Origin of the sequence: Homoserinibacter sp. GY 40078 (assembly GCF_008017545.1) — a bacterium.
In the GTDB taxonomy this organism is placed as follows: Bacteria; Actinomycetota; Actinomycetes; order Actinomycetales; family Microbacteriaceae; genus Homoserinibacter.
Genome location: NZ_VRTZ01000001.1, coordinates 1,514,029 through 1,539,717 on the forward strand (window position 1 = coordinate 1,514,029; position 25,689 = coordinate 1,539,717).

A 25,689-nucleotide genomic window follows, 5' to 3' on the forward strand; every position below is an offset into this window, starting at 1 on the left:
ACGGATGCGCCACACCCCGCACTACCTCATGACCGACGCGCACGAGGTGATCCGCCTGCTGAAGGGCAACCCGTGGATGACCTACGTGTCGCCGGCATCCGGTGGGCTCGTCGCCTCGCACTACCCGACCCTCGTGGAGGACTCGGACGGCGACGAGATCGTGGTCGTCTCGCACTTCGGCCGCCCGGACGAGGTCGCCCATGAGCTGGGGCAGCACGAGGTGCTCGTGATCGCGCAGGGACCGCACGGCTACATCTCGCCGAACTGGTACGCCGAGGGTGACTTCATCCCCACCTGGAACCACGTGACGGCCCATCTGTGGGGCGTGCCCGAGCTGCTGTCGCCCGAGGAGAACTTCCAGGTGCTGCACCGCCTCACCGACCATTTCGAGCAGGTCATGCCCGAGCCCCGGTCGCTCACGATCGACGAGTCCTACGCCGAGCGGGTCGCGAAGGGCACCGTGGGTCTCCGCATCCGGGTGACACGCTGGGACGCACGCGCGAAGCTGAGCCAGAACAAGGCACCGGAGGTGCGCGCGCGGATCAGGGAGGGCCTGCGCGGTGACGGCCCGTACGCGCACCCGGCGCTCGCGGACGAGATGGAGCGCCTCGAGGGCCGCGAATGAGCGCCCCCCTGCTCCTCGCCGGAGTGCGACTCGTCGGCGCGGACGCCACGGCCTCAGAACCGGCGGATGTCCTCCTACGGCAGGGGCGGATCGCCCGGATCGGGCGTGCGCTCGACGCGGACGGGGCGCGTCGCGTCGAACTCGACGGACGGTTCCTCGCGCCCGGGATGCGCGACGGCCACGTGCACTTCGACCAGTGGGCGGCACTCTCGCGGCGCCTCGATGTGTCGGCTGCGACCTCGGCGGCACACGCCGCGCGACTCGTGCGCGATCGGATCGATGCGGGCTGGCCCGCCGGCGAGGTGCTCGTGGGCAGCGGCTTCCGTGATGCGCTGTGGGCCGACGAGCCCTCCGCCGAACTGCTCGAGTTCGGCGGGATCCCGGTCGCGCTCATCTCGGGCGACGTGCACACCGTGTGGGCCAACCGGGCGCTCCTGGCACGGATGGGGGTGACGAGCGCGGACGGCGTGATCCGCGAGCAGGATGCGTTCGATCTCGGGCAGCGGCTGCAGGCTGCCGACGAGGCGACGCGTGACGCGTGGGCGACGGACGCCGCTGCCGCTGCCGCCCGCCGCGGGGTCACCGGCATCGTCGACCTCGAGATGACCGGCGCCGTGGAGACCTGGGGGAGGCGGATGGCGGCTGGCGCTCGGAGCCTGCGCGTCATCGCGTGCGTCTACCCCGAGGGGCTCGACCGCGTGCGCGCCACGGGGCTCCGGACGGGAGAGGAGCTTCCGGGCTCCCACGGGCTTGCGACGGTGGGTTGGTTCAAGCTCTTCACGGACGGCGCGCTCAACTCGCTCACCGCATGGTGCGACGACCCGTATCCGTCCGACGGGGTGCTAGGTGGCGCGATCGACGCGCTCCACGGGCTCCCCAGCTACAGCGACGCCGACCTTCTCGCGGCAGCACGCGACGCGCTCGCGGCGGGGATCGTGCCGACCATCCACGCCATCGGCGACCGCGCGGTGACGCAGGCGCTCGACACCTTCGAGGCCCTCGGCATCCCCGCCGAGGCCCCGGCGCGCGGACGCATCGAGCATGTCCAGCTCGTGCGGCGTGAGGATCTGCCACGGTTCGCGCACCTCGACGTCACGGCGAGCGTGCAGCCCGAGCACGCGATGGACGACCGGGACGTCGCCGACCACCACTGGGAGGGGCGAACGGACCGCTCCTTCGCCTATCGGGCGCTCCTCGACGCCGGCGCCCGGCTCGAGTTCGGTTCCGACGCGCCGGTGGCGCCGCTGGATCCGTGGGCCACGATCGCCGCGGCCGTCACGCGCTCACGCGACGGGCGCGAGCCGTGGCATCCGGAGCAGGCCGTGCCGCTCGCCGCCGCTCTCCGGGCGTCGTGGGGCGGGTCCGGCGGAGTCGTCGCCGGGGCGGATGCCGACCTCGTCGTGTTGGACGCGGATCCGCACGCGGTTTCGCCGGAGGGGCTGCGCACGATGCCCGTTCACGCGACGCTCGTCGCGGGGGAGCCGACCGGGTCCCTCGGCTGAGCCCCCGCTCAGCGTCCCCGGACAGCACGACGGGCGCCGCCCGAAGGCGACGCCCGTTGGCGTGGAACAGCTTCTACTCGGCGGCGACGTGCGCGAAGAGGAACCAGCGGTCCTTCTCGAGTCCGCGGGCGATCTCGACCGCGACGTCCTGCGACACCTGGTCGAGCTCGTCGAGCTCGTCGATCGCGGTGCGGACCGTCGCGAGGGTCGCGTCGATCGACGCGATCACGGCTGCGATGGTGTCGCCCGACTGCTGGAACCCGGCGGCGAGCTCCGGTGTCGAGGTCTTCGCGGCGACGGTCTGGATGCGGGCGTCGATCGGGAGCCCGAGGGCCACCACACGCTCCGCGGCGAGGTCGGCGAACTCCTGGGCGTGGGCGACCACATCGTCGAGGAGCAGGTGGACGGCCTGGAAGTTCTCGCCGCGCACGTGCCAGTGCGCCTGCTTGCCGTCGACGGCGAGCGCCTGCAGGTCGACGACCACCGGGCCGAGGAACTGCGCGACTCCCGCGGTGACATCCGGGTCGACCTGGCTGGTGGGAATGGCCTTGGTCTTCGAGTCGGTCATCGTATTCCTCCTTCTGGGCCGATCGGATCGGCCACCGTCTGGTTCAACGGTACTCGCGCGGTGCTATTCCGCAACGAAGCAGAGGCTCGCCTCACCGGGCCGGCATCCAGGGGTCAGCGGCGGTGCTCGAGCCCGTAGACCGCGGCCTGCGTGCGCCGCTCCATTCCGAGCTTCGCGAGCAGGCCCGAGACGTAGTTCTTGACGGTCTTCTCGGCGAGGCCGAGGCGGTCGCCGATCTGACGGTTGGTGAGCCCTTCGGTGATGAGCTCGAGCACCTGGCGCTCGCGGAGGGTGAACTCCGGCTCGTCCACCCGCGGGGTCTGGAACGACTCGGCGACCCTCTCGCTCACTCGGGCCGAGAGCAGCTCGCCGCCCGCGGCGACCTTGCGGATCCCGTCGAGCAGCCCGCGCGCACGGATGTCCTTGAGCACGTATCCGGATGCCCCGGCGAGCACCGCGGACCGGCTCGCCTCGTCGTCGTCGTAGGCGGTGAGCATGAGGCAGCGCACCTCCGGGTGTGCGGAGCGGATCGCACGGCAGAGCCCGATGCCGTCCCCGTCGGGCAGCCGCACGTCGAGCACGACGACATCCGGCAGGGTCGCGGCGACGCGGCCCAGGGTGCCGCGGACGGTGCCCGACTCGCCGACGACCTCCAGGTCGCGTTCGGCGTCGATGAGGTCGGCGATGCCGCGGCGGACGATCTCGTGATCGTCTACCAGGAAGACGCGGGTCACGGGGTGCTCCTCTCGGGGGGCGCGATGGGTGCGCTCCAGCGCACGCGGGTTCCGCCGCCGGGGCGCGGCGTGAGCTCGTAGCTGCCGCCGCGTTGCTGGGCGCGCTCGGCGAGGTTGCGGGTGCCGGATGCGCGGCGTGAGCCCTCCGGGAGCCCCACGCCGTCGTCGTCGACGGTGACGGTCACCTGATCCTCGTCGGCGGTCACGGCCACTTCGACCCGCGATGCGGCGGCGTGCCGGGCCGCGTTCGCGAGGCTCTCCCGCACCGCCGCGAGGACGTCGTCCGCCACCCCGCCGCGGACCAGCAGGTCGACCGGCCCGCTGAAGGTCACGAGCGGGGGGTTGGCGAGGCCGGGGGCGGCATCGGTGGCGACATCGAGCAGGCGGTGGCGGATCGAGTCGTCGGATGCGGGCCGCGAGGCGAGCGCGAAGATGGCCGTACGGATCTCGCCGATCGCGCTGTCGATCGCATCCACCTGCGCGGCGATCGCGTCCGCCGTCTCGGGTGCCCTCGCCGCGACCGCCTGCAGGGCGAGACCGGTGCCGAACAGTCGCTGGATGACGTGGTCGTGCAGGTCGCGAGCGATCCGCGCGCGCTCCTCGACGAGCGCGAGCCGCTGGCGATCCGCCCGTCCCCGGGTGAGCTCGATCGCGACGCCCGTCTGCAGCGCGAACTCGGCGGCCATCGCCCGGTCGGCGTCGGTGAAGCGCGGCGCGTCCGTCGCACGGTAGACGGTGAGCGCGCCGAGCACCTTCTCGCCGGAGTGCACGGGCAGCGCGATCGCCGCACTCGGGCCGTCGCGCACGACCGATTCGCCGATCTCCCCGTCGGTGGAGACGGTCACTCCGGTGGCGATCGCGCGTCCCGAGAGGGTGCCCTCGGCGGGATAGCGGCGGCCGATGAGCGCATCTGCGCCGACTCCGCGGGCCGTGTCGACGCGCAGCATCGGAACGCCGTCGCTCTCGCCGTCGGCGACGATCACGCAGACGAGCTCCGAGTCGATCACCGAGGCCACGCGCTCCGCGAGGACCGCGAGGATGTCGACGGTGTCCTCCGACAGCAGCGCCGCGCTCACTTCCGCCAGTGCCGTCGACCAACGCTCTCGGCGCACTGACTCCTCGTAGAGTCGCGCGTTCTCGATCGCGATCGCCGCGACGGCCGCGAGCGACCCGACGAGGCGTTGGTCCTCCTCCGAAAAGGCCCGCCCGCCGTCTTCGCCCGTGAGGTACAGGTTGCCGAATACGCGATCGCGGATCCGGATCGGCACCCCCAGGAAGGCGTCCATCGACGGATGCGCCGCCGGGAATCCGGCGGATCGCGGGTCGTCGGCGAGGTGCTCGAGACGGATCGGCTCGCCCGTGTCGATCACCGCACCGAGCACACCGTGGCCTTCGGGCAGGTGCCCGATCGCGCGTGCGTCGCTCGCGCTCATGCCGACGTGCACGAACTGCGCGAGGCTGCCGTCGGGGCCGATGACCCCGAGCGCGCCCCACCGGGCGTCGACCAGGTCGACGGCGGCGTGGACGATGCGCTCGAGCACGGTTGCGAGATCGAGCTCCCCGATCACGTCGGGCACGGCCTCCACGAGGCGCCGGAGGCGCGGTTCGTCGGGCGAATCGTGCATGCCGCCAGTCTTTCAGAACCGGCGGGACCTTCGGCCCGGGCATGCGCGCGCATCCGATGCGATCGTCGGGTCATGGATCACTCCCGCTACCTCGTCGGCGTCGACGGGTCGTCGCCGGCAGGCGCGGCCCTCGACTGGGCGGCGCGTCACGCACGTCGGGACGGCGCCGAACTCGAGCTCGTGCACGTCGTCGACCCGGAGGCCGGGATGATGGGCATCGATCTGCAGGATGAGGCGGAAGAAGCGGGGGAGCGGATCATCCGCGAGGCGGAGCGCATCGTCCACGACGCGTTCCCCGAGCTCGCGGTGAGCGCGGAGCTCGCTACGGGCGTGCCCGCGTGGACGCTCGCGCAGCGGGCGCACGACGGTGACACCATCGTCGTCGGCACCGGCAAGACGGGCTACGCGTCCGGCCGGCTCCTGGGGTCCCGGAGTGTGCAGTTCGCGCTCGCCGCGCCTGGCTCGGTGGCGGTCGTGCCCGAGGTCGACCTGCGCTTCCGTGAGGGTGTTGTGGCGGGCATCGATCGTGCGGAGACGGCCGCGCTCGTCGCGCGTCGCGCGGCGGAGGAGGCGAAGGAGCGCGGCACGCGGCTCACGCTCATCCACGCCGTGCCACCGGAGGCCGTGCGCGGCGCCCGGTCGCGCGTCGAGGGGCCGCTGGTGCTCGCCGCGGAGGCGGCGCGTCAGGTTGCCGACCACATCGAGATCCGTTCGCGCATCTCGACGCGACCGGCGGCGGAGGCCTTGCTCGACGCCTCGCGTGGGGCGGCCTTGCTGGTCGTGGGCCCCGGTTCGACGGGACCTGCTCGCTCGCCGATCGGGTCGACGTTGCACGGCGTGCTCATCAACGCGAACGCGCCCGTCCTGGTCGTCCGCCCGTAGTCCCCGCGCGGCTTCGCTCGTCCGGACGCCCGCCTACCGGGTGGCCGCGGCGCGCGTCTCCCGCGCGATCTCGAGTTCCTCCTCGGTCGGCACCACCAGCACGGCCGTCGCCGCCCCGTCGGGCGAGATGATCCGCGGCTCGCGCGAGCGGACCGCGTTGCGCGCGGGATCGATCGCGAGACCGAGGAAGCCGAGGCCTGCGACCGCGCGACGACGGATGTCGTCGGCGTTCTCGCCGACCCCCGCGGTGAAGACGAGCGCGTCGATGCCGCCGAGCACCGCCGCGTAGGCGCCGATGTAGTGCCGCAGCCGGTGCACGTACACGTCGAGCGCGTGCGCCGCCTGCATGTCGCCCGCATCCGCGGCGGAGACCAGCTCGCGCATGTCGGAGCGCCCCGCGAGCCCGAGCAGCCCGGAACGCTTGTTGAGCAGTTCGTCGAGCTGTGCCGTCGTGTAGCCGTGCTCGCGCGCGAGATAGAGGGGGATCGCGGGGTCGATATCGCCCGACCGCGTGCCCATCACGAGACCTTCGAGCGGGGTCATGCCCATCGATGTGTCCACGGACCGCCCGCCCTGCACGGCCGTCGCGGAGGCGCCGTTGCCGAGGTGCAGCACGACGAGTTTCAGTTCCGGATCGCCCGCCCGACCGAGCAGCTCGGCGGCAGTGCGGGAGACGTACCGGTGCGAGGTGCCGTGGAATCCGAACCGGCGGATGCGCGTGCGGGCCGCCACTTCGGCGTCGATCGCGTAGTCGCGTGCTGCGGGGCTGATCGTGGCGTGGAACGCCGTGTCGAACACGGCGACGTGCGGCAGGTCGGGGAGCGCGGCCCGCGCCGCACGGATGCCGGCGAGCGCGGGCGGGTTGTGCAAGGGCGCCAAGTCGGCGAGGGCTCCGATCTCGCGCTCGACGTCATCGTCGATCACCGTCGACTGCACGAAGCGCGTACCGCCGTGCACGACGCGGTGTCCGACCGCGTCGATCGGCACGTCCCGCAGTTCGTCGAGCACCTGGACGATCGCGGCGTGATGATCGGGCACGCCGGAGCCACGCACCCCGATCCGCTCCACGAGGCCCTCCGCGAGCGCCTCGCCCGTCTCGAGGTCGACGACGCGGTATTTGATCGAACTCGAGCCGACGTTGAGCACGAAGACCCGGCGGATGTCGTCGCTCATCGGGTGCCCTCCGCCTGGATCGCGGTGATCGCGATGGTGTTGACGATGTCGCGCACGAGCGCGCCGCGGGAGAGGTCGTTGATGGGCTTCGCGAGACCCTGAAGCACCGGGCCGATCGCCACCGCGCCGGCCGAGCGCTGGACCGCCTTGTAGGTGTTGTTGCCGGTGTTGAGGTCGGGGAACACGAACACGGTCGCGCGGCCGGCCACCTCCGATCCGGGCATCTTCGACGCACCCACGGTCGGGTCGGCCGCGGCGTCGTACTGGATGGGCCCGGCAACCGGCAGCTGCGGCGCGCGCTGGCGCACGAGCTCGGTCGCGGCGCGCACACGCTCCACCTCGGCACCGGAGCCCGACTCACCCGTCGAGTACGAGAGCATCGCGACGCGCGGGTCGATGCCGAAGCGCTGGGCGGTGTCGGACGACGAGATGGCGATGTCGGCGAGCTGCTCGACCGTCGGCTCCGGGATCACGGCGCAGTCACCGTAGACCAGCACGCGGTCGGCGAGGGCCATGAGGAAGACGCTCGACACGACGGAGACGCCGGGTGCCGTCTTCACGATCTCGAACGCCGGCCGGATGGTGTGCGCCGTGGTGTGGCGCGCGCCCGAGACCATGCCGTCGGCGAGGCCGAGGTGCACCATGAGGGTGCCGAAGTAGGAGACGTCGGTGACGGTGTCCGCGGCGAGCTCAGCCGAGACGCCCTTGTGGGCCCGGATGCGCGCGTACTCGGCGGCGAACTTGTCGTGTAGCTCGGGGTCGGTCGTCGACACGATCCGGGTGTCGCCGAGTTCGAGCCCGAGGGCAGCCGCCCGCTGCTTCACCGAGACTTCGTCGCCGAGGATCGTGAGCGACGCGATCTTGCGCTTCACGACGATCGAGGCGGCCTGCAGGATGCGGTCGTCGTCGCCCTCCGGCAGCACGATGTGCTTCCCGGCTGCACGGGCGCGTTCGACGAGCGAGTACTCGAAGCGGATGGGCGTCATGACGCCTTCCGCGGGGAGGCTGAGCAGGCGGATCACCTCGGCGGCGTCGACGTGCTCCGCATACAGGGCGAGAGCGCGCGCGTATTTCGCGGGGGAGTCGGCGGCGAGCCTGCTGCGGGCCTGGGTGATCCGCACGGCCGTCTCGAAGGTGCCGAGCTCGGTGCGCGCGATCGGCAGGGGGATCGCGAGGCCGTCGACGAGGCGCTCGATCGCCGGATCCATCTCGAATCCGCCGTTGAGGATGATGCCGGTGAGCGCCGGGAAGGTCTGCGCCTGCTGCGCGGCGAGCATGCCGACGAGCACGTCGGATCGGTCGCCCGGCACGATCACGATGCCTCCGGGGATGAGCCGAGGCAGCACGTTGGGCAGTGACATCGCCGCGATCGTCGTGGCGAGCACGGGGGTGTCGAGGGCCGAGGCGTCGCCCCGGATCAGTTCGGCCTCGGCCGCTTCGAGCACGGTGCCGAGGAGCGGTGCCGCGAGCTGCGGGTCCTCCGCGATCGCCCACGCAGGAAGGGATGTCGCCTGGGCGACCCCGCGGGCGGTCTCGTCGATGCGCTCCGGGTCGGCGCGGTTGACGATCACGGCGAGCACCTCGGCGTGCTCGGCACGCAGCTCGTCGAGCGCGATGCGGGCGATCTCGGCGCACTGCTTCGGAGTGCGGGCGTCGTCGCCGTCCGGCTGCCGTCCGCCCGTGACGAGCACGACCGGTGCGGCGAGGTTCGCGGCGATCTTGCCGTTGACGCCGAGCTCCGTGGGGGTGCCGACGTCCGTGTAGTCCGAGCCGAGGATGAGCACCGCGTCGCAGCGGGCCTCCACGTCGGCGAAGCGCTCCACGATCGTCGCGAGCGCGGCCTCCGGATCCTCATGCAATGCGTCGTAGTCGACGCCCACGCAGTCGTCGTAGCTCTGCCCCGCGCTCGCGTGCGCCACGAGCAGTTCGAGCACGTAGTCGCGTTCGACGTCGCCGCGCACGATCGGGCGGAAGACGCCCACTCGCGGGACGCTCGCGGTCAGGGTCTCAAGAAGCCCCACCGCGACGGTCGACTTGCCGGTGCGCCCCTCGGCGCTGGTCAGATAGATGCGGGTCGCCACGTCACACCACGCTACGCGAGCAAGGTGTGCGTAGGGTGGGTCCTTCGACCTAGGCGACCCCCGCACCCGCCCGGGCGTCGGCCGCCTCCTTCAGGAGGAGGTCGACGTTCAGCTGGGCGCCCGCCATGGTGCCGGCCGCCGCGGAGGCGCCGACCATCGCGGTGGCATCGGATGCGTTGCCCACCGCCCAGACGTCGGGCAGCGGCGTGCGCCCGACCGCGTCGGTGGGGATGACGGTGCCGGCTCCCGGCACGACCTCCGGCACGCCGCCCAGCTGCTCGAAGAGCTCGGTGCGCGCCTCGTACCGGGGTCCGATCGCGATCGCGCCGCTCGGGATCACCTGTCCGTCGTCGAGGACGACCGCCGCGAGGGTGCCATCCGTGTCGTCACGCGCCTCCGCCACCCGGCCCTCGATGATCCGCACACCGAGTGCGGCGATGGCGGCATCCAGTTCGGGATCCACCGGGGCATCGTGCCGAATGAAGGTGACGTCGGCGCTGAGCCTGCTGAACATGAGCGCCTGCCGGGCGCTGTGCGGGCCGGTACCGATCACGATGACCGCGCGATCTCGCACCTCCCAGCCGTGGCAGTAGGGGCAGTGGATGACCGAGTCACCCCAGTGGTGGGCGATGCCGGCGATGTCGGGCAGGACATCGCGCAACCCGGATGCGAGCAGCAGTCGGCGGGCGCGCACCACGCCGCCGCCCGCCGTGCGCAGGGTGAAGCCGTCCTCATCCCGTGCGACCTGCGCGACGCGGTCGTCGAGCAGTTGGACGCCGTAGCCGCGCGCCTGCTCGCGCGAGTCGGCGAGCAACTCGAAGGGCGCCGCGCCGTCGCGGCTGAACACGTTGTGCGCGTGCGCGGCCGGTGCGTTCCGGGGTTCGCCGGCGTCGATGACGACGACGGGACGTCGGGATCGGCCGAGAGCGATCGCGGCGGAGAGACCGGCGGGCCCTCCTCCGACGATGGCGACGTCGACCGGGGCGGCGGGAGAGCTGGCTGTCATGGGTCCATCCTGAGTCGCGCGCGCGACGCTCAGCAAGGAAGCTTGCCAATATGGCAAACTCCCGGGATGGACGACGAACTCACGCGCACTCTGGCCGGAGTCGGTCAGCGACTGCGGGCCCTGCGGACGCGTCGCGACCTGACACTCTCCGACGTCTCGCGCGACTCGGGAATCTCGGTCAGCACCCTCTCGCGGCTGGAATCGGGGGCGCGGCGTCCCGCGCTCGAGCTGCTCCTACCGCTCGCGCGGGTCTACGACGTGCCGCTCGATGAACTCGTCGGTGCGCCCGAAGCGGGCGACCCGCGCGTCCACATCCGTCGTATTCCGCACCGGGGAGGCGTGATGATGCCGCTCGGTCGCGGATCGAGCGGCATCCGGGTCGTGAAGCAGATCCTTCCTCCGCCCCGCCCGGGGGAGCGCGTCGAGCTGAAGACCCACCGCGGGAACGAGTGGCTCTACGTCATCTCCGGTCGGCTGCGGCTCGTGCTCGCGGATCGCGACTTCGTGCTGGAGGCGGGGGAGGCCGCCGAGTTCGACACCAGGACTCCTCACTGGATCGGAGCTGCCGACGACGCCGGAGTCGAGCTTCTGCACCTCTCCGGACCCGAGGGCCAACGCATCCACATGCCGGAGCTGTGACCGTCGCGACGGCGCGGGACCTTAGGCCCTGACGTGCGACCTTCCAGAGTCGGAAGGTTGAGTCGGGAGACCGCCGTCGGGGCGGTCCTGAGGGAGGAGTCCCGTGGATCCGCTCGAAATCGCCCGATGGCAGTTCGGCATCACGACCGTCTACCACTTCATGATGGTGCCGCTCACCCTGGGCCTCGGGCTCCTGGTGGCGATCCTGCACACGATGTGGGTGCGCACGGGGGATGAGAAGTGGCTCCGGATGACGAAGTTCTGGGGCAAGCTCTACCTCGTCAACTTCATCATGGGCGTCGCCACCGGCATCGTTCAGGAGTTCCAGTTCGGCATGGCGTGGAGCGAGTACTCCCGCTTCGTCGGCGACGTGTTCGGGGCTCCGCTCGCCATGGAGGGACTCCTCGCGTTCTTCGTCGAGTCGACGTTCCTCGGGCTCTGGATCTTCGGCTGGAACCGCCTGCCCAAGAAGGTGCACCTCGCGACCCTGTGGCTCGCGGTGATCGGCTCGTGGATCTCGGCGTACTTCATCCTCGCCGCGAACTCGTGGATGCAGCACCCGGTCGGCGTGGAGTTCGTCGACGGCAAGCCGGTGCTCGTCGACATCTGGGCGGTGCTCACCAACAACACGCTCCTCGCGGCGTTCCCGCACACGATGGCGGGTGCCGTGGCGGTCGCGGGCGGCTTCCTGCTCGGCATCAGCTGGTACCACCTGTGGCGCCGGCGCCGTGACGGCATCGACACGGTCGACGCGAAGGGACGCGTGATCGTGGGCGAGGCCCCCGAGATCCCGGGACGAGACCGTGCCGACCACCGCGTGTGGATCACCTCGCTGCGGATCGGTGCCGTCGTCGCGATCGTCGGATTCGGCGCCGTCGCGATCACCGGCGACATCCAGGGCAAGCTCATGTACGAGCAGCAGCCGCTCAAGATGGCCGCCGCCGAGGCCGCGTGCCACACCGGTACGAGCTTCTCGGTGCTCTCGATCGGCGAGTTGGGCGCGCAGGACTGCGACAAGGTGACGCCCGTCATCGAGATCCCGGGCCTGTTGTCGTTCCTCGCCAAGGGTGACTTCACCACCGACGTGCCCGGCATCAACGAGCTGATCCCCGAGTACGAGCAGCAGTACGGCACGACGCTGCCGGACGACCCCATGTACGGCGAGCGCGCCGGTCAGGAGATCCAGTACCTGCCGATCATGGAGGTCACCTACTGGGGCTTCCGCATCATGATCGGATTCGGGGCGCTCGCCGCCTTCGCCGCGGCGGTCGCGCTGTGGATCACCCGGAAGGGCACGGTGCCCAACTCGAAGCCGCTCATGCAGCTCGCGATCTTCGGCATCCTCGCTCCCTTCGGGGCGAACGCGGCCGGATGGATCTTCACCGAGATGGGTCGCCAACCCTTCGTGGTGGCGCCGAACCCGAACCCGAGCGGTGTTGACGGGGTGTTCATGTTCACCGCAGCGGCGGTGTCGCCCGGCGTCGACGGCTTCGAGATCGTCTTCTCGCTCGTCACCCTGGGGCTCGTCTACCTGATCCTCATGGTCGTCGAGGTGATCCTGCTCGCCCGGTACACGCGAGCCGGTATCGCCGGAGTCATGCCCGAGCGGTTCGCGCCCCACGACGACGACGGAGACGACGACGCCGAGAAGCGCGACGACGTCCTCGCATTCGCGTACTGAGAAACGGAGCACACAGAAAATGGACGCACTCCCCATCGTCTGGTTCGTCGCGATCGCGGTGCTCTGGACGGGCTACATCCTCCTCGAGGGCTTCGACCTCGGGGTGGGCATGCACATGCTGTTCAGCGCGCGCGACGACAAGGACCGCCGCGTGATGCTGAACACGATCGGCCCCGTGTGGGACGGCAACGAGGTGTGGCTGCTCACGGCGGGCGCCGGCACCTTCGCGGCCTTCCCGCTCTGGTACGCCTCCCTTTTCTCCACCCTCTATATCCCGCTCGTGCTCGTACTGCTGGGCCTCATCCTGCGGGCGGTTGCGATCGAGTACCGCGGCAAGCTGGTCTCGCGCTCGTGGACCCGGTTCTGGGACTGGTCGATCGGGCTCGGCTCGGCGGTCGTCGCCTTCGGCCTCGGCGCGGGCCTCGCGCTCACCACCACGGGCCTGCCGATCAACGAGAACGGCGACCGCGTGGGTGGACCGTTCGTGTGGCTCACGCCGGTGGCCATCCTCGGCGGGCTCGCGCTCGTCGGCTTCTGCCTCGTGCACGGCGCGACCTTCCTGGCGCTCAAGACCGACGGCCCGGTGCGCGAGCGGATGGGGCGGCTCGTTCCGCGCCTCGCCCCGATCGCGCTGCTGCCGATCGCCGGATGGGCGATCCTCGTCGAGCTGCAGGGCGGTGGCAACCCGCTCAGCTGGACCCTGCTCGGTCTGGCCGTCGTGGCAGGTGTGCTCGGGTGGTTCTTCGCCCGCTCCCGCCGCGAAGGGCGGGCGTTCACCGGGTTCGCGGCCTTCGGAGCCCTCGGCGCGGGTTCGATCTTCGCGGCGGTGTTCCCGGTGGTGCTGCCCTCGACGATCGACACGGCCTACGACCTCACCATCTGGAACGCGGCGAGCGGCACCTACACGCTGACCGTCATGACGGTGGTCACCGCGGTCGCGTTGCCGATCGTCCTCGCGTACCAGGCGTGGAGCTACTGGGTCTTCCGCAAGCGCATCGCACCGCATCACCTGCCCGAGGCGCACGACCCCGTGCCCGCCGTGCGCACGACCGCGGCCTGATCGCATGACCGACGCGCCTGCCAGCCGCCGCCCGGATCTCGGTCCGGGCGGCGTGCGCGCCCTCTGGCCTGTCGCCGTCGCCTCGCTCGCGGGGGCGCTGGGGATCGTGCTCGTCGCCGAGTCGGTCGCGCGCCAGTTGGCGGCGCTCGCGGCGGGGGAGGACCCGCGCGCATGGCTCGCGCTCGGTGCGGCCGGGGTCGTGCTCCGCGGTCTCGCCGTCTGGGTGCAGGCGGTCTTCGCCCGGCGCGCCGCGATCCGGGCGAAGACCCGCCTGCGCCACGACCTCGTGTCGCGCATCGCGGCGGGCGACCCGACGCGTGGCGGCACCGCCGTGCTCGCGACCGAAGGGCTCGACGCGCTCGACGACTACTACGGGACCGCCGTGCCGGCGATGATCTCGGCTGCGGTCATCCCGCTCGTCGCGGGCCTGCGGGTGCTGGGTGCCGATCTCGTGTCGGCCATCGTGCTCGCCTGCACCATCCCGCTCGTGCCGCTGTTCATGGTGCTCATCGGCATGCACACCCGCGACCGCGTGGAGCACGCGACCGATGCGCTGACCCGCCTCGGCGATCACCTCGTCGAACTCGCACGCGGTCTTCCCGTGCTCGTGGGGCTCGGGCGCCTCGACGAGCAGCTCTCGGCGCTCGACGCGATCCAGCGCGACTACCGCCGCCGCACGGTGCTGACACTTCGCACGGCGTTCCTCTCGGCGCTCGCGCTCGAGCTCATCGCCACGATCTCGGTGGCGGTCGTCGCGGTGTTCCTCGGCATCCGGCTGCTGTCGGGCGACGTCACCCTCGAGGTCGCCGTGCTCGTGCTGCTCCTCGCCCCCGAGTGCTTCACCGCTCTGCGTGACGTCGGTGCCGCGTTCCACTCCTCGCAGGATGGCCTTGCGGCGCTCACCCGTGTGCGCGGACTGCTCGGTGACGGGCGTGCTGCGGTGCTCCCGGCGCCGGGTGAGCCGGGCGTCGACGCACTCCGCGTGCGCTACCTCGGGCGCGAGCCGGTCGTCGACCGTGTGACGGTGCGCCCCATGGTCGGTCGGATCACGGCCGTCACCGGACCGAGCGGCGCGGGCAAGTCGACGGTACTCGCGGCCCTCGTCGGGGCGCTTCCCGCGGACGCCCGATGCGACGGCACCGTCACGGGCGACATCTCTCGCACCGCCTACCTCGCCCAGACGCCGAGGTTCGCGACCGCGACGCTCCGCGACGAGCTCGCGCTCGCGGGCGCGGATGCCGACACGGCGCGGGCACTCGCGGCCGAACTCGGTATCGAAGGGCTCCTGCTCGCGCCGCTCGCGGAGCTCAGCCCGGGGGAGCAGCGGCGCGCGGGTCTCGTGCGCGCCCTCGCCCGGGTGGATGCGGGCGCCGAGCTCCTCGTGCTGGACGAACCGACCGCGCACCTCGACGAGGGCTCCGCCCAGTTGGCCCGCGACGCCATCCGTCGCCGCGCCGACCGCGTGGCGACCGTGCTCGTCACCCACGAAGCGGCGACGCTCGCGCTCGCCGATGAGACCGTCCCCGTCGATGCCGCCGTCGCCACCACCGCCGTCGACGGGGACCTCCCCGACTCCCTTCCCGCCGCCGCGGGCGCGATGCCCTCGAACCCTGCCGGCGCGATACCGCTCACCCGCACGGAGGGTGGCGTGGCGGTGTCGCGCTCGGGCGAATGGCGCGTGCTGCGCGCGGTTCTCGGCGCCGCCCCGTGGCGGTGGGTCGGCTCTGCGGGGATGGGTGCTCTCGCGATCGGCCTCGGGCTCTCGCTCACGGCGGTCTCCGGCTGGCTCATCGTGCGCGCCTCCGAGATGCCGGCGATCATGTACCTCCTCGTCGCGATCGTCGGCGTCCGCTTCTTCGGCCTCGGGCGCCCGATCGCGCGGTACGTGGAGCGTCTGCTCTCTCATGACGCGGTGTTCCGGGCGACGGATGCGCTGAGGCTGCGGCTCTGGGGCGGCCTCGCCTCCCACGGCCCGGCGATGCGCACCCTGCTCGGCGGGGGCGCCGCACTCGACGTGCTCGTCACGGAGCCGGCGGAGCTGCGCGAGCACCTGCCGCGGATCGTGCCGCCCCTCGCGGCGGGAGTCGTGGCGGTCGCCGGGGTCGGCGTCGTGACCTCTCTGCTCGCACCGGAGCTCGCGGGGGTGGTCTGGGCCGTGCTCGCCGTGACCGTCGTCCTCGCGGCGGCGGGAGGTCTGGTGGCGGCCCGGGGCGCGGGTCCCGAGCGGGTCGCCCTGCGATCCTCTCTCGTGCGTCGCATCGCGGCGCTCGGCGAGGCCGCAGACGAGCTGCGCGGTGGCGGGCTGGCCCCCGCCGCCGTCGCCGAGGTGGACGCGCTGGGACGCCGCCTCGCATCCGCTGAGAGCCGGTCGGCCGCCGCCGCCGGTGTCGGATCCGCCGTGGCCATCGTCGGCTGTGCGGGTCTCGCCGTCGCGGTTCCGGTGCTGGCACCCGCGACCATGCCGGTCGCGACCGTCGCAGTGGTGTCGCTCCTGGCGCTCGCCGTCGCAGAGGCGGTGGATCAGGTCACCGCGGCCGCGCGGCGCATCCCGGCCATGCGGGCGGTCCTCGCGCGCATCGCGCCCGTGTTCGACGCGCCGGTTGCGCCCAGAGGCGAGCGCGAGGTCGTCGGTCCGGTCGAGCGGATCGAACTCGATGGTGTGACGCGCGTGCTGCCGACCACCGGTGCGACGCTCTTCGCGGATGTGGACGGCGCCGTCGGACGCGGGGGACGACTGCGCATCGACGGACCATCGGGTGCGGGCAAGTCGACTCTGCTGGCGATGGTGATGGGCTCGCTCACCCCGGATGCCGGCCGAATCGCCGTCGACGGCGTGCCCGTCGCCGAGTTGTCCCGCTCGTCGTGGAGCCGTCACGTGGCGTGGTGCCCGCAGGAGGCGCACGTCTTCGACTCGACCGTGCGCGGCAACCTCCTCATCGGGCGCGACCGTGAGGATCCCGTCTCCGACGCCGAACTCACTGACGTGATCGAACGGGTCGGCCTCGGAGACCTCGTGCGCAGCATGCCCGACGGACTCGCGACGAGGGTCGGGCAGGCGGGCCGCGCGCTCTCCGGCGGCGAACGGCAGCGTCTCGCCGTCGCGCGCGCTCTGCTGAGCCGCGCCGAGGTGCTCCTCCTCGACGAGCCCACCGCGCACCTCGACGAACCGACCGCACGCGAACTGATGCGCGACATCGACCAGGCCTCGGCGGATCGAATCGTGGTGCTCGTGTCGCACCGCCCGCTCGACCGCGATGGCCGGGACGGCGTCGTGGAACTCGGGCGACCGTCTGCGGATGTCCGCATCGGGGGCTGACCCCACCCCGCATCCGTCTGCGAGCCGGATGACGCCCGCGGCGGGCGTCCACGATGCTGGTGGCATGTCCGATACGCGTCGCGGGTACGGCCGCTACTGGGCGGGGCTGCTGCCCGAGCTCGGCTTCCTGCTGCCGGTGCTGCCCATCATCATCATCTCCACCACCCTGCTGACGACCCTGTTCTTGGTCGGCGTCGGCACGATCGCGATCGTCATCGGCATCTTCGTGGTCGTCGCGGCGCTGTTCTGCTCGCGCGCGTTGGGGATGTTCGAGCTGCTGCGCCTGCGCGGTGCGATGTACCCGCCCATCACTCCGCCCCGCTGGGACCGCGCCGAACGTCGAGGCGTTCTCGCCAAGATCCTCGGGCCGGTCGTCGACGGGCACTACTGGCTGTACCTGCTGCACGGTGCGATCGTGAACTTCATCGTGGGCATCGTCACGTGGACGATCACGATCGTCTGGCTGTCGATCGCGCTGGGCGGCACGACCGCATGGATCTGGGTGCAGTTCCTCCCAGGCGACGCGCACTGGTCGGTTGCGGGCTGGAGCGACAGGATTCCGGCGCGCGTGGTGGAGCGCATCCCCGACTGGCTCGAGCTCGGTTCGGTCGTAGGGCCGCTGGTGACGTTCGTCGTCGGGCTCGCGTTCTTGCTCTCGCTTCCGTTCGTGACTCACGGCCTCACGTGGGTGCACTATTCCGTCGCGCGAGGGATGCTCGCCGCCTTCCAGGCGGAGCGCCTCAGCGAGCAGGTCGCCGACCTGTCGGTGGCCCGCACGGCCGCCGTCGCCGCGGAAGGAACCGCCCTCCGGCGCCTGGAGCGCGACATTCACGACGGCCCGCAGCAGCGGCTGGTCCGGCTGCAGATGGATCTGGCGTCCGCCGACCGTCAGCTCGAGAAGGACCCGCAGGCGGCCCGCGAACTGATCGCAGGTGCGATGCAGCAGTCCAAGGAGGCGCTCGAAGAACTGCGTGCACTCTCCCGTGGATTCGCGCCGCCCATCCTGCTCGACCGGGGGCTCGTCGCCGCGCTCGAGTCACTCGCCGTGCGCTCGCCCCTGCCCACCCACATCGAGTCGTTCCTCCCGCCGGAGCTGGAGTTGCCGCCGGAACTCGAGCGCAACGCCTACTTCATCGCGGCGGAGGCGCTCACGAACGTCGCCAAGCACTCAGGTGCGAGGAACGCGTGGGTGCGGTTGGAGCTGCGCCGGGTGCCCGATGGCGATGCCACGTGGCTGGATGTCGTGGTCACCGACGACGGCACGGGAGGCGCATCCGCGGTTCCGGGGCACGGACTCACCGGGATCGAGGAGCGCCTGCGCGGCCTCGGCGGCGTGATGGAGCTGCGCAGCCCGATCGGCGGACCCACCCACGTGATCGCGCACCTTCCGCTCACCGCTCAGCTACCGACGTCGACCGCCTAGCCTGGGGGTGTGAGCGTGCGCGTCGTGGTCGCCGACGATTCGGTGCTGTTGCGAGAGGGGCTCGTCCGCGTGCTCGAAGAGGCCGGACATGACGTGGTCGGTTCCTACGGCGACGCGGACGAACTGCTCGCCGAGGTCGAGGACCTGGCGCCCGAGCTGGCCGTGCTCGACGTGCGGATGCCGCCTACGTTCCGCGATGAAGGGGTGCGGGCCGCGATCCGCCTGCGCACCGAGCATCCGACCATGGGCATCCTCTTGCTCTCGCAATACGTCGAGGTGGCCTACGCGCAAGAGCTGCTGGGCTCCGGCGGCGGGGGAGTGGGCTACCTGCTGAAGGATCGCGTCGCCTCGCTCGCCGATCTGACCGACGCGATCGACCGCATCGCCGCGGGTGGTACCGTGCTCGACCCGGAGGTCGTGGCGCAGCTCATCGGCCGCCGCAACGATCCGCTCGCCTCGCTCACCCCGCGGGAGCGCGAGGTTCTGCAGCTGATGGCGGAGGGGCGCAGCAACACCGCCATCGCCCAGTCGCTGTTCATCGGCGTGGGTGCGGTGGAGAAGAACGTCACCGCGATCTTCACGAAGCTCGGACTCGAGGAGTCGGGCACCGACCACCGCCGCGTGCTCGCGGTGCTCGCGCTGCTGCAGCGCTGAGCCATTGGGTGCGCGGTGCAGCTCGCGGCTCGTAGTGCCGACGTGCGGGCGGATCATCGATCGACGCCCGCACGTCGGCTGACAGTCGATGCTTCCACCCGTCAGAAGCACCGACTATCGGCTGTGGAGCGGGGTGCAGGTGTATCTCCGCGCCCCACGGGTCCGGGCACGGGCTGAGGGTCCGTCAGGCGACGGAGGTGTGGACGTTCGTTCCGAATTCTGTGCGCCACCCGCTCTGCACGGCGGGGTCCTCGTGGATGTGGTTGGTCCACGAGATGCCGTTCCACCAGCGCAGCTGGGGGATGCCGAGCGGATCGCGATACCAGCCCGCCGGGGCGGCGGACGTGGCAGGGGTCACCACGGTGGTCATGGGTTGCTCCTGAAGGGGACGGGTTCAGCCGCAGCAGGGGGGTAGGGCGGAGCGGCTGACGCGATAGTACTGCCCCCTATTCGGGGGCGCAACGGATTTCTCCCGGTCAGAAGCGGTGCTTGCTTCATGCAAGTGGCGCGGATACGGTTGCGGCATGTTGGGACGCGCCTACGAGACGCAGGTTTGCTCTATCTCGCGCACCCTCGAGGTGTTCGGGGAGCGTTGGACCTTCTTGATCATGCGCAACGCGCTGTTCGCCGACTCGACGCGCTTCGTCGAGTTCCAGCGCAGCCTCGGTATCGCAACGAACGTGCTCGCTGTGCGGCTCGAGCACCTGGTCGAGTCGGGCGTGATGGAGCGGGTCACCGCGGATGGCGAGGAGTCGCCGCGGTACCGCTTGACCGACCGCGGGCGGGATCTCGCCCCCGCGCTCATCGCGCTCACCGAGTGGGGCGACCGGTGGGCGGCGCCGTCGGGCGAGCCGGTGCGCTATCTCCACCACGCGGGCGAGCATCCGGTGCGGATGCGCCTCGTGTGCGAGATCTGCGGTGTGCTGGACGACGCTGACAGGGTCGAGGCTCTGCCCGGCCCGGGCATGCCGGGGCCGCAGGCGGAGCGGCTGCTCGAGCGGCACCGGATGAGGCACGCGGGCTGATCGGCTCGCGCGGGTACGAGACGGGACGGAGACGTCATGGGCAAGCTGATCGTGGTGCAGTTCATCACCCTCGACGGGGTTGTCGAAGATCCGGACGGGCGCGGCGGCACGCCCTTCGGCGGATGGGCGATGCGCTATGGACCGGAGGGGGTGGCCGGTGACAAGTTCGCGCTGGGCGACATCATGTCGACTGGCGTGCTGCTGTTCGGTCGCACCACCTGGGAGCACTTCGCGACCCTCTGGCCGTCTCGCGAGAACGACTTCGCGAAGGTCATGAACAGTGCGACGAAGGTGGTGGCGACGCACCGTCCGATCGATCCTTACGCATGGGCGAACTCCTCAGAGATCGACGGATCGCTGGAGGACTGGGTGCGCGCCACGGTCGCCGTGCGCGACATCGTCGTGATCGGCAGCGGATCGGTGGTCTCGGCGCTCGCGGCCGCCGAACTCGTCGACGAGTACCGGCTGCTCACCTTCCCCGTCGCGCTCGGTGCGGGGCGGCAGCTGTTCCGCGGCGGGGTCGAGGTGACGCTGATGTCGACGGAGATGGCGGGTCCGGGGATGCTGTCGATCTACTCGACGCGATAGCCGGCGGATCTATGCACAGAACTTGTGCATAGACTCTCTGCATGCGAGGATCGCCGCATGAGCGATGCGACCTCGACCCCCGGCGGCTACACCGGCATGCGCCTCGACGCGCGTTCCGTGCGGGTGCTCGCGCATCCGCTGCGTTCGCGGATCCTGGGGCGGTTGCGCCTGCACGGCCCCGCGACGGCCACAGAGCTCGCGGCCGATCTCGGCACCAACACGGGAGCCACGAGCTACCACCTGCGTGCCCTCGAGTCGGTGGGTCTCGTGGTCGACACGGAGGAGGGCGCGGGCAAGCGGCGGCTCTGGCGCGCCTCGACGGATAGCCACTCGTGGACCGACTCCGACTTCGCGGGCGACGAGGATGCCCGCACGGCACTCGGCTGGCTGCAGCGCGACTATGTGCGCCAGAACGCGGAGCGCGCCGAGCAGTGGCTGGATGTCAGCGAGACGTGGCCCGCCGAGTGGGCCGATCGTCTGGGCCTCGACGACACGGTGCTGCAGGTGACGCCCGAGCAGCTCGACGAGTTCGAGCGGCAGCTCGAGGCTCTGGTCGACCGCTACCGCCAGGCGGGGGCGGGGGACACGCGCGCCCTCCGCGTCCATATGTCGCGGTTCCGGCGGCCCGTCGACCTGCGTGCACCGCATCAGCGCGAGCCGTGACTCCGATCACCGCGCCGCAGGCCGAGCGGCGCCTCGTGCTGCTCGTCGTCACCCGGTGGCTGCCGGTGGGACTCACCTTCGGGCTCACCGTGCTGTTGCCGCTCGAGCGGGGCGTCTCGCTCGCGGAGCTCGGCGTGCTCCTCGCGGTGCAGGGCTTCGTGGTGCTCGGACTCGAGGTGCCGACGGGAGGCCTCACGGACACCATCGGACGCCGTCCGGTTCTGCTTGCCGCGGGCGCGCTCGCGGTCGTCTCCGCCGTGCTCTTCGTCACGGCCGAGGGCTTCTGGATGTTCGCGGTCGCGATGCTCCTGCAGGGGCTGTTCCGGGTGCTCGACTCGGGGCCGTTGGAGGCGTGGTTCGTCGACACGGCGCACGCCGACGATCCGGCGCATCCGGTGGAGCGCGGCCTCGCCCGCGGGGGAACCGCGCTCGGCCTGGCGATCGCGGGTGGCGCGCTCGTGGGCGGGCTGATCGTGGCGTGGCATCCGGTGGAGGCGTGGTCACCGCTCGTCCTGCCGTTCGTCATCGCGGTGGCGGTCATGCTCGTGAACCTCGTGCTCGTGGCGGTGCTCGTGCGCGAGCCCCCGCGGGTGCGCACGGAGCCCGCGGCACTGGGGCTCCGCGAGACGCTCGGCGCGGGGATCGGGTTGCTGCGGCGATCGCGGGTGCTGCGCAGCCTGGTGCTGGTGGAGGTGTTCTGGAGCGTCGCGATGGTCGCGTTCGAGACGTTCACCCCGGTGCGCCTTGCGGAAGTGCTCGGCGGCGAGGCGGATGCGGCCGCGCTGTACGGACCCGCCTCGGCGGCCGCATGGGGCCTGTTCGCGCTCGGCTCGGCCGCAGCGGGTACGGCGTCGAGGCGGATCGGGGTGGCCCGCACCGCGATCCTCGCGCGCCTGCTGAACGGCGCCTTCGTCGTGGTGATGGGGCTCGCCGCCGGGGCCGTGGGCTTGCTCGCGGCGTACGGGGTCGCGTACCTCTTCCATGGATCCGCGAACCCCGTGCACAGCGCGCTGCTGCACCGCCAGGCGACCTCGTCGACCCGCGCGGTGGTGCTGTCGATCAACTCGATGGTCGCGGGCGGCACCTGGAGCGTCGGGATGCTGCTGCTCGGTCCGCTCGCCGAGGTCACCTCGTCATCGCTCGCCGTGGTGCTGGCGGGGGCCTTCAGTCTGCTCGGGGCGGTGCTGTATCTGCCGGCGCTGCGCGAGGAGCGGGGTGGCGCCGAGGTGTGAGTGAGGCTCATGCGTGGGCGGCGGATCGGGCATGATCGTGCCATGAGCGATGAGAGCGACGAGTTCGACGACGAGTTCACCCCCTGGACGGCTGAGGGGGCGGAGCAGCTGCGGGCGGCCGCGCGGGCGGCGAGCGACGCGATCCTCGCCCACGCCGAGAGGGTGGCGGCGCTGAGCGGCGACGCGCAGACACCGAAGGTCTTCGAGTCCGCGCTCTCCCTCGCCGAGGTCATCGCCGAGTTCACGGACGCCCAGTACGCCTACACGGGCACGACAGTTCCGCTCGGCGCGATCTACAGCTTCATCGACGCGATGTCGGAAAACGAGGAGCCCGAGGCTGTCGATGTTCCGGGGATATCCGTCTATCAGCGTCGCGACTACGAGGTACTCGATGAGGAGTCGGTGATGCAGGCGGGCCGCGACGCGTTCCGCGAGGCGTGGCCCGACGCCACGGATGAGGACGCGGCCGCGGATGTGACGACCCTGGGCGGAGCGCTTTATCAGATCGCGCACGCGGGTGGCGGATGGAGCGCACTCGACCGGGTGCAGTCGCTCGGCGTGACCGGCGCGACCGTGATCGTCGTGCCGACCGAGGTGACCCTCGGGTCGGACCCGGATTCGTGGCCCGAAGACCCGTTCGAGGACGCCGACATCGACGAAGCGATCTACGGCCAGTCGGATGTGTTCGTGGCCCCGCCGCGGGACGACGACGGCGATGACGACGGGGGCGCGGCCGGGCCGGCTATCGAGTCGCGCTAGACGACAGCGGCCGAAGTTCGCGACTGGTCGGCTCTAGTCGAGAGCCTCCCAATCGGCAGCATCGATCGCATCTCGAAGCTCGGGGATCGCCTGCCCTTCGCCGTGTGGTTGGTCTAGCTTCCACAGTTGCCCAGAGGAGGTTTGGGCGAACAAGGGGAGTCCGATGAATTGCGCCAGCGTCGACCCGCCAACATCGCTCATCTGAAGCGCGGCGGCGATCTCATCTCCCCCGTCGACCGAGACGCTCACCTGGTCCGTCCCGGTCACGAGCAGAAATCGCTCTATGTCGGAGAAGTCTCCGTCGTAGACGGGGAGAGCACTTGCATCCTGGTTGAGGATCGGGGAGCTGAGTGACTCGTAGATGGGCAGTCCACCGGCGTTGGCAGCGGCCGCGGGCGCCTCGCTTGTCGGGGGCGTCGCCAGGCTTGATTCGGAGCAGCCCGTGACCGCCACTGCGCTAGCCATCGCAAGCGCAAGGAGGAGTGATCGATTATTCAAAGAAACCACGATGCTCCCAATTCACAGCGAAGGGGCTTGATGTCTATCCGCCATATTGCTCGTAAAGCAATAGTCAGGCGACGATGCGTGACGATCTAGCCCCACCGCACGCTGGCCCATCGGCTACCGAGACGGTGTCGAAGTACCGTTTCGGGATGGACTATTCCTTCTCCGCTCCGACCGCGATGGAGTTCAAGGCGCTCTATGACGAGACCGGTTGGGCGGACTGGACCCTCGACCGTTTCGAGCGCGCGTTGTCCGGGAGTTGGGTGGTCTGCACCGTGCGGGATGACGCCGGCCGCTTGGTCGGGATGGGGCGGCTCATCAGCGATGGGGCGCTTCACGCCTTCGTCACGGAGATGATCGTCACCGAACAAGCTCGCGGTGCAGGTATCGGTGGGGAAGTGCTGGAGCGCCTGGTCGACGAGGCGCGTCGCCGCGGAGTCGACGACGTGCAGCTTTTTGCGGCCCGCGGTCGGGTCGAGTTCTACGAGCACCACGGCTTCGAGCGCCGGCCCGAGAGCGGACCCGGCATGGACGTCGTGAGCGTCCGCTAGTTCGTGACCTCCGTGTGGCGATGCGCGTGTGGTGACCCACATCGTCCCGGAGGCCTTCGCTCCAGCCCGCAGGGGCCGACGTTGGCCGGCCGCCGAGGCCTTGGATCAGCGGTGGTCTTCAACGGCTCGGAAGACGTAGGCGAAGGCGGTCTTCGTATAGGCGATGCCTCGGCCCTGTCGGCGAATCGCATCCGCGTCTGGCGCAGTTGGCCTCTTGGCGATGAGGTACCTGTCGAGATCGCTCGTGTCGAGACGGTACACGCCCGCTCGGTGGTGCACCGCGGCAACGAGCTGGAGGCTCGGGTCGAGCGCGGCGAGGCTCGCGTCGCCATGGCTGGTGTTGGCGAGGAGCAGCCCGCCCGGTGCAAGGTACTGGCGACAGTGATCCCACACGGGTCCCGCGTAGAGCGAGATCAGGAGGTCGAAGTTCGCCAGAGGGATCGGCAGCGGCTTCGTGTAGTCGGCGTGGTGGAAGGCGATGTCGGTGCCCGCGCCTGGTTGGGTTCGGCCCTCGATCTCGGCCCGCACGATCGACTCCTCGGCGAAGTAGCGGGCGGCGCGGCGATCGAGGTCGACGTAGGTGACCGACGGGATGGCGGTCGAAGGGGACAGATCGAGATAGCTGCCCGGGTAGAGCGCCTTCATCGGGGCCCATTCGGTACGCAGGGCGCCGAACAGGCTGGTTCGGTCGCCGATGCTTCGGCGGTAGCTTCCCCACGACGGTGAGGTACGACCGCCGGGTTCGTTCTCGCGTCCATCGTGTGACATGTGCTCGCACGCTCCTTGCTGACGCCGGAAGCTCGATTGGAGGGGATGACGGGAATCGAACCCGCGTAGCCAGTTTGGAAGACTGGGGCTCTACCATTGAGCTACATCCCCGAAGCGCCCCCGCGGAGGGCGCAACCACGCGAGTCTAGCGTAGGGAAGTCGGTTGCCCGGCCACCGGTCCGCTCGACCCGATCGGCTCAGGCGCTCAAGCGCGACGCCTCCGTCAGCTCGGCCGCTTCCGCGTCGATCCGGGCCGCGACGCACACGTGCGCCTCTTCCCAGGCCATCGCCCAGAACGCGCTCGACTCGATGGGGCCGGTCTCGCCGCAGTCGGTGCAGCGCGGCTCGAACGCGCGCACCTCCATGATCTCGATGTTCGCCATGCGCATATGGTGCGCCGGGCCACCGACATCCGGGCGAAGGCACGCCTGGCACCAGCTAGACTGTGCGAGGCCGTTTTCGGGCCGGATCTCGCTCCGTCGCCCCGCCCGACAGCCGGCTGCACGATCACCCGGAACTCCGGGGCGTAGCTCAGCTTGGCTAGAGTGCCCGCTTTGGGAGCGGGAGGTCGCAGGTTCAAATCCTGTCGCCCCGACGGAACATCCGCGAACAGAACCCCAGGAGATACAT

25 protein-coding genes and 2 tRNA genes are annotated in these 25,689 nt (G+C 71.0%); 16 read left to right on the top strand and 11 right to left on the bottom strand.

Annotated features, from left to right (window positions below):
- The first annotated feature begins 4 nt into the window (after nucleotides 1-4).
- On the top strand, nucleotides 5-625 hold the full coding sequence (locus FVQ89_RS07310; RefSeq protein WP_147901171.1) for an FMN-binding negative transcriptional regulator: 621 nt from the start codon (nucleotides 5-7) through the stop codon (nucleotides 623-625).
- Nucleotides 622-2,127, top strand: coding sequence for an amidohydrolase (locus tag FVQ89_RS07315; RefSeq protein ID WP_147901172.1), 1,506 nt, complete (start codon nucleotides 622-624; stop codon nucleotides 2,125-2,127). Before FVQ89_RS07310 ends, FVQ89_RS07315 begins: the two co-directional genes overlap by 4 nt.
- A 73-nt stretch (nucleotides 2,128-2,200) precedes the next feature.
- On the opposite strand, the gene FVQ89_RS07320 is transcribed toward FVQ89_RS07315, so the two are convergent.
- The 3 genes from FVQ89_RS07320 to FVQ89_RS07330 form a co-directional block, all read right to left on the bottom strand.
- Nucleotides 2,201-2,695, bottom strand: a complete 495-nt coding sequence (locus FVQ89_RS07320) for a Dps family protein (protein ID WP_147901173.1) — start codon at nucleotides 2,693-2,695, stop codon at nucleotides 2,201-2,203.
- Between the two features lie 113 nt (nucleotides 2,696-2,808).
- The gene (locus FVQ89_RS07325) at nucleotides 2,809-3,429 is read right to left on the bottom strand and encodes a response regulator transcription factor (protein ID WP_147901174.1); all 621 of its coding nucleotides are present in this window, start codon (nucleotides 3,427-3,429) and stop codon (nucleotides 2,809-2,811) included.
- Nucleotides 3,426-5,054, bottom strand: a complete 1,629-nt coding sequence (locus FVQ89_RS07330; protein WP_147901175.1) for a GAF domain-containing protein — start codon at nucleotides 5,052-5,054, stop codon at nucleotides 3,426-3,428. The genes FVQ89_RS07325 and FVQ89_RS07330 overlap by 4 nt, the downstream gene beginning before the upstream one ends.
- Before the next feature lie 72 nt (nucleotides 5,055-5,126).
- Here FVQ89_RS07330 and FVQ89_RS07335 point away from each other — a divergent pair, with 72 nt between their 5' ends.
- Entirely contained in the window at nucleotides 5,127-5,936 is an 810-nt protein-coding gene (locus FVQ89_RS07335; RefSeq protein ID WP_147901176.1) for a universal stress protein, read from the top strand.
- A gap of 33 nt (nucleotides 5,937-5,969) precedes the next feature.
- Here FVQ89_RS07335 and FVQ89_RS07340 read toward each other — a convergent pair whose 3' ends face one another.
- From FVQ89_RS07340 to FVQ89_RS07350, 3 genes are read right to left on the bottom strand one after another with little or no spacing between them, the layout of a single operon-like run.
- Nucleotides 5,970-7,109 (bottom strand): acetate/propionate family kinase, encoded by a 1,140-nt coding sequence (locus FVQ89_RS07340; RefSeq protein ID WP_147901177.1) that lies wholly within the window; start codon nucleotides 7,107-7,109, stop codon nucleotides 5,970-5,972.
- On the bottom strand, nucleotides 7,106-9,190 hold the full coding sequence (gene pta / locus FVQ89_RS07345; RefSeq protein WP_147901178.1) for a phosphate acetyltransferase: 2,085 nt from the start codon (nucleotides 9,188-9,190) through the stop codon (nucleotides 7,106-7,108). Before pta ends, FVQ89_RS07340 begins: the two co-directional genes overlap by 4 nt.
- 49 nt (nucleotides 9,191-9,239) lie before the next feature.
- Nucleotides 9,240-10,196 (bottom strand): NAD(P)/FAD-dependent oxidoreductase, encoded by a 957-nt coding sequence (locus FVQ89_RS07350; protein WP_147901179.1) that lies wholly within the window; start codon nucleotides 10,194-10,196, stop codon nucleotides 9,240-9,242.
- A gap of 66 nt (nucleotides 10,197-10,262) precedes the next feature.
- Here FVQ89_RS07350 and FVQ89_RS07355 point away from each other — a divergent pair, with 66 nt between their 5' ends.
- The 6 genes from FVQ89_RS07355 (at nucleotide 10,263) to FVQ89_RS07380 (ending at nucleotide 18,969) form a co-directional block, all read left to right on the top strand.
- Complete coding sequence (locus FVQ89_RS07355) at nucleotides 10,263-10,835, top strand: helix-turn-helix domain-containing protein (RefSeq protein ID WP_147901180.1); 573 nt, start codon at nucleotides 10,263-10,265, stop codon at nucleotides 10,833-10,835.
- 103 nt (nucleotides 10,836-10,938) lie between these two features.
- On the top strand, nucleotides 10,939-12,516 hold the full coding sequence (locus FVQ89_RS07360) for a cytochrome ubiquinol oxidase subunit I (RefSeq protein ID WP_147901181.1): 1,578 nt from the start codon (nucleotides 10,939-10,941) through the stop codon (nucleotides 12,514-12,516).
- Between the two features lie 19 nt (nucleotides 12,517-12,535).
- On the top strand, nucleotides 12,536-13,576 hold the full coding sequence (gene cydB / locus FVQ89_RS07365) for a cytochrome d ubiquinol oxidase subunit II (RefSeq protein WP_147901182.1): 1,041 nt from the start codon (nucleotides 12,536-12,538) through the stop codon (nucleotides 13,574-13,576).
- 4 nt (nucleotides 13,577-13,580) lie between these two features.
- Entirely contained in the window at nucleotides 13,581-16,892 is a 3,312-nt protein-coding gene (gene cydC / locus FVQ89_RS07370; RefSeq protein WP_147901183.1) for a thiol reductant ABC exporter subunit CydC, read from the top strand.
- A gap of 64 nt (nucleotides 16,893-16,956) precedes the next feature.
- Nucleotides 16,957-18,315 carry a sensor domain-containing protein gene (locus FVQ89_RS07375; protein WP_147901184.1) on the top strand — a complete coding sequence of 453 codons (1,359 nt, stop codon included), beginning with the start codon at nucleotides 16,957-16,959 and terminating at the stop codon, nucleotides 18,313-18,315.
- A gap of 15 nt (nucleotides 18,316-18,330) precedes the next feature.
- Nucleotides 18,331-18,969: a response regulator transcription factor gene (locus FVQ89_RS07380; RefSeq protein ID WP_222706073.1), complete on the top strand. Its 639-nt coding sequence runs from the start codon at nucleotides 18,331-18,333 to the stop codon at nucleotides 18,967-18,969.
- A gap of 184 nt (nucleotides 18,970-19,153) precedes the next feature.
- On the opposite strand, the gene FVQ89_RS07385 is transcribed toward FVQ89_RS07380, so the two are convergent.
- Entirely contained in the window at nucleotides 19,154-19,339 is a 186-nt protein-coding gene (locus tag FVQ89_RS07385; RefSeq protein ID WP_255513473.1) for a DUF2510 domain-containing protein, read from the bottom strand.
- A gap of 154 nt (nucleotides 19,340-19,493) precedes the next feature.
- Between FVQ89_RS07385 and FVQ89_RS07390 the strand changes: the two genes are divergently transcribed.
- The 5 genes from FVQ89_RS07390 to FVQ89_RS07410 are packed head-to-tail and all read left to right on the top strand — an operon-like array spanning nucleotide 19,494 to nucleotide 23,236.
- Nucleotides 19,494-19,994, top strand: coding sequence for a helix-turn-helix domain-containing protein (locus FVQ89_RS07390; protein WP_147901186.1), 501 nt, complete (start codon nucleotides 19,494-19,496; stop codon nucleotides 19,992-19,994).
- Between the two features lie 36 nt (nucleotides 19,995-20,030).
- On the top strand, nucleotides 20,031-20,582 hold the full coding sequence (locus tag FVQ89_RS07395; RefSeq protein ID WP_147901187.1) for a dihydrofolate reductase family protein: 552 nt from the start codon (nucleotides 20,031-20,033) through the stop codon (nucleotides 20,580-20,582).
- A 57-nt stretch (nucleotides 20,583-20,639) separates the two neighbouring features.
- The gene (locus tag FVQ89_RS07400) at nucleotides 20,640-21,245 is read left to right on the top strand and encodes a helix-turn-helix transcriptional regulator (protein ID WP_147901188.1); all 606 of its coding nucleotides are present in this window, start codon (nucleotides 20,640-20,642) and stop codon (nucleotides 21,243-21,245) included.
- Nucleotides 21,242-22,477: an MFS transporter gene (locus FVQ89_RS07405; RefSeq protein ID WP_147901189.1), complete on the top strand. Its 1,236-nt coding sequence runs from the start codon at nucleotides 21,242-21,244 to the stop codon at nucleotides 22,475-22,477. Before FVQ89_RS07400 ends, FVQ89_RS07405 begins: the two co-directional genes overlap by 4 nt.
- A gap of 42 nt (nucleotides 22,478-22,519) precedes the next feature.
- Entirely contained in the window at nucleotides 22,520-23,236 is a 717-nt protein-coding gene (locus FVQ89_RS07410) for a hypothetical protein (protein ID WP_147901190.1), read from the top strand.
- Between the two features lie 33 nt (nucleotides 23,237-23,269).
- On the opposite strand, the gene FVQ89_RS07415 is transcribed toward FVQ89_RS07410, so the two are convergent.
- The gene (locus tag FVQ89_RS07415) at nucleotides 23,270-23,689 is read right to left on the bottom strand and encodes a hypothetical protein (RefSeq protein ID WP_147901191.1); all 420 of its coding nucleotides are present in this window, start codon (nucleotides 23,687-23,689) and stop codon (nucleotides 23,270-23,272) included.
- Between the two features lie 200 nt (nucleotides 23,690-23,889).
- Here FVQ89_RS07415 and FVQ89_RS07420 point away from each other — a divergent pair, with 200 nt between their 5' ends.
- On the top strand, nucleotides 23,890-24,291 hold the full coding sequence (locus FVQ89_RS07420; RefSeq protein ID WP_147901192.1) for a GNAT family N-acetyltransferase: 402 nt from the start codon (nucleotides 23,890-23,892) through the stop codon (nucleotides 24,289-24,291).
- A 105-nt stretch (nucleotides 24,292-24,396) separates the two neighbouring features.
- Here FVQ89_RS07420 and FVQ89_RS07425 read toward each other — a convergent pair whose 3' ends face one another.
- The 3 genes from FVQ89_RS07425 to FVQ89_RS07435 form a co-directional block, all read right to left on the bottom strand.
- The gene (locus FVQ89_RS07425) at nucleotides 24,397-25,059 is read right to left on the bottom strand and encodes a class I SAM-dependent methyltransferase (protein WP_147901193.1); all 663 of its coding nucleotides are present in this window, start codon (nucleotides 25,057-25,059) and stop codon (nucleotides 24,397-24,399) included.
- A 37-nt stretch (nucleotides 25,060-25,096) separates the two neighbouring features.
- Nucleotides 25,097-25,170, bottom strand: a tRNA-Gly gene (locus FVQ89_RS07430).
- A gap of 86 nt (nucleotides 25,171-25,256) precedes the next feature.
- Complete coding sequence (locus FVQ89_RS07435) at nucleotides 25,257-25,442, bottom strand: hypothetical protein (protein ID WP_147901194.1); 186 nt, start codon at nucleotides 25,440-25,442, stop codon at nucleotides 25,257-25,259.
- 137 nt (nucleotides 25,443-25,579) lie between these two features.
- Here FVQ89_RS07435 and FVQ89_RS07440 point away from each other — a divergent pair.
- A tRNA-Pro gene (locus tag FVQ89_RS07440) sits at nucleotides 25,580-25,654 on the top strand.
- Nucleotides 25,655-25,689: the final 35 nt, after the last annotated feature.

Excerpts from the sequence above, each read along its gene's own strand:
- FVQ89_RS07310 (WP_147901171.1), top strand. The coding sequence starts at position 5 with ATGCGCCACACCCCGCACTACCTCATGACCGACGCGCACGAGGTGATC.
- FVQ89_RS07315 (WP_147901172.1), top strand. The coding sequence starts at position 622 with ATGAGCGCCCCCCTGCTCCTCGCCGGAGTGCGACTCGTCGGCGCGGAC.
- FVQ89_RS07320 (WP_147901173.1), bottom strand. The coding sequence starts at position 2,695 with ATGACCGACTCGAAGACCAAGGCCATTCCCACCAGCCAGGTCGACCCG.
- FVQ89_RS07330 (WP_147901175.1), bottom strand. The coding sequence starts at position 5,054 with ATGCACGATTCGCCCGACGAACCGCGCCTCCGGCGCCTCGTGGAGGCC.
- FVQ89_RS07335 (WP_147901176.1), top strand. The coding sequence starts at position 5,127 with ATGGATCACTCCCGCTACCTCGTCGGCGTCGACGGGTCGTCGCCGGCA.
- FVQ89_RS07340 (WP_147901177.1), bottom strand. The coding sequence starts at position 7,109 with ATGAGCGACGACATCCGCCGGGTCTTCGTGCTCAACGTCGGCTCGAGT.
- FVQ89_RS07350 (WP_147901179.1), bottom strand. The coding sequence starts at position 10,196 with ATGACAGCCAGCTCTCCCGCCGCCCCGGTCGACGTCGCCATCGTCGGA.
- FVQ89_RS07355 (WP_147901180.1), top strand. The coding sequence starts at position 10,263 with ATGGACGACGAACTCACGCGCACTCTGGCCGGAGTCGGTCAGCGACTG.
- cydB (WP_147901182.1), top strand. The coding sequence starts at position 12,536 with ATGGACGCACTCCCCATCGTCTGGTTCGTCGCGATCGCGGTGCTCTGG.
- cydC (WP_147901183.1), top strand. The coding sequence starts at position 13,581 with ATGACCGACGCGCCTGCCAGCCGCCGCCCGGATCTCGGTCCGGGCGGC.
- FVQ89_RS07375 (WP_147901184.1), top strand. The coding sequence starts at position 16,957 with ATGTCCGATACGCGTCGCGGGTACGGCCGCTACTGGGCGGGGCTGCTG.
- FVQ89_RS07385 (WP_255513473.1), bottom strand. The coding sequence starts at position 19,339 with ATGACCACCGTGGTGACCCCTGCCACGTCCGCCGCCCCGGCGGGCTGG.
- FVQ89_RS07390 (WP_147901186.1), top strand. The coding sequence starts at position 19,494 with ATGTTGGGACGCGCCTACGAGACGCAGGTTTGCTCTATCTCGCGCACC.
- FVQ89_RS07395 (WP_147901187.1), top strand. The coding sequence starts at position 20,031 with ATGGGCAAGCTGATCGTGGTGCAGTTCATCACCCTCGACGGGGTTGTC.
- FVQ89_RS07400 (WP_147901188.1), top strand. The coding sequence starts at position 20,640 with ATGAGCGATGCGACCTCGACCCCCGGCGGCTACACCGGCATGCGCCTC.
- FVQ89_RS07410 (WP_147901190.1), top strand. The coding sequence starts at position 22,520 with ATGAGCGATGAGAGCGACGAGTTCGACGACGAGTTCACCCCCTGGACG.
- FVQ89_RS07420 (WP_147901192.1), top strand. The coding sequence starts at position 23,890 with ATGGACTATTCCTTCTCCGCTCCGACCGCGATGGAGTTCAAGGCGCTC.
- FVQ89_RS07425 (WP_147901193.1), bottom strand. The coding sequence starts at position 25,059 with ATGTCACACGATGGACGCGAGAACGAACCCGGCGGTCGTACCTCACCG.
- FVQ89_RS07435 (WP_147901194.1), bottom strand. The coding sequence starts at position 25,442 with ATGGCGAACATCGAGATCATGGAGGTGCGCGCGTTCGAGCCGCGCTGC.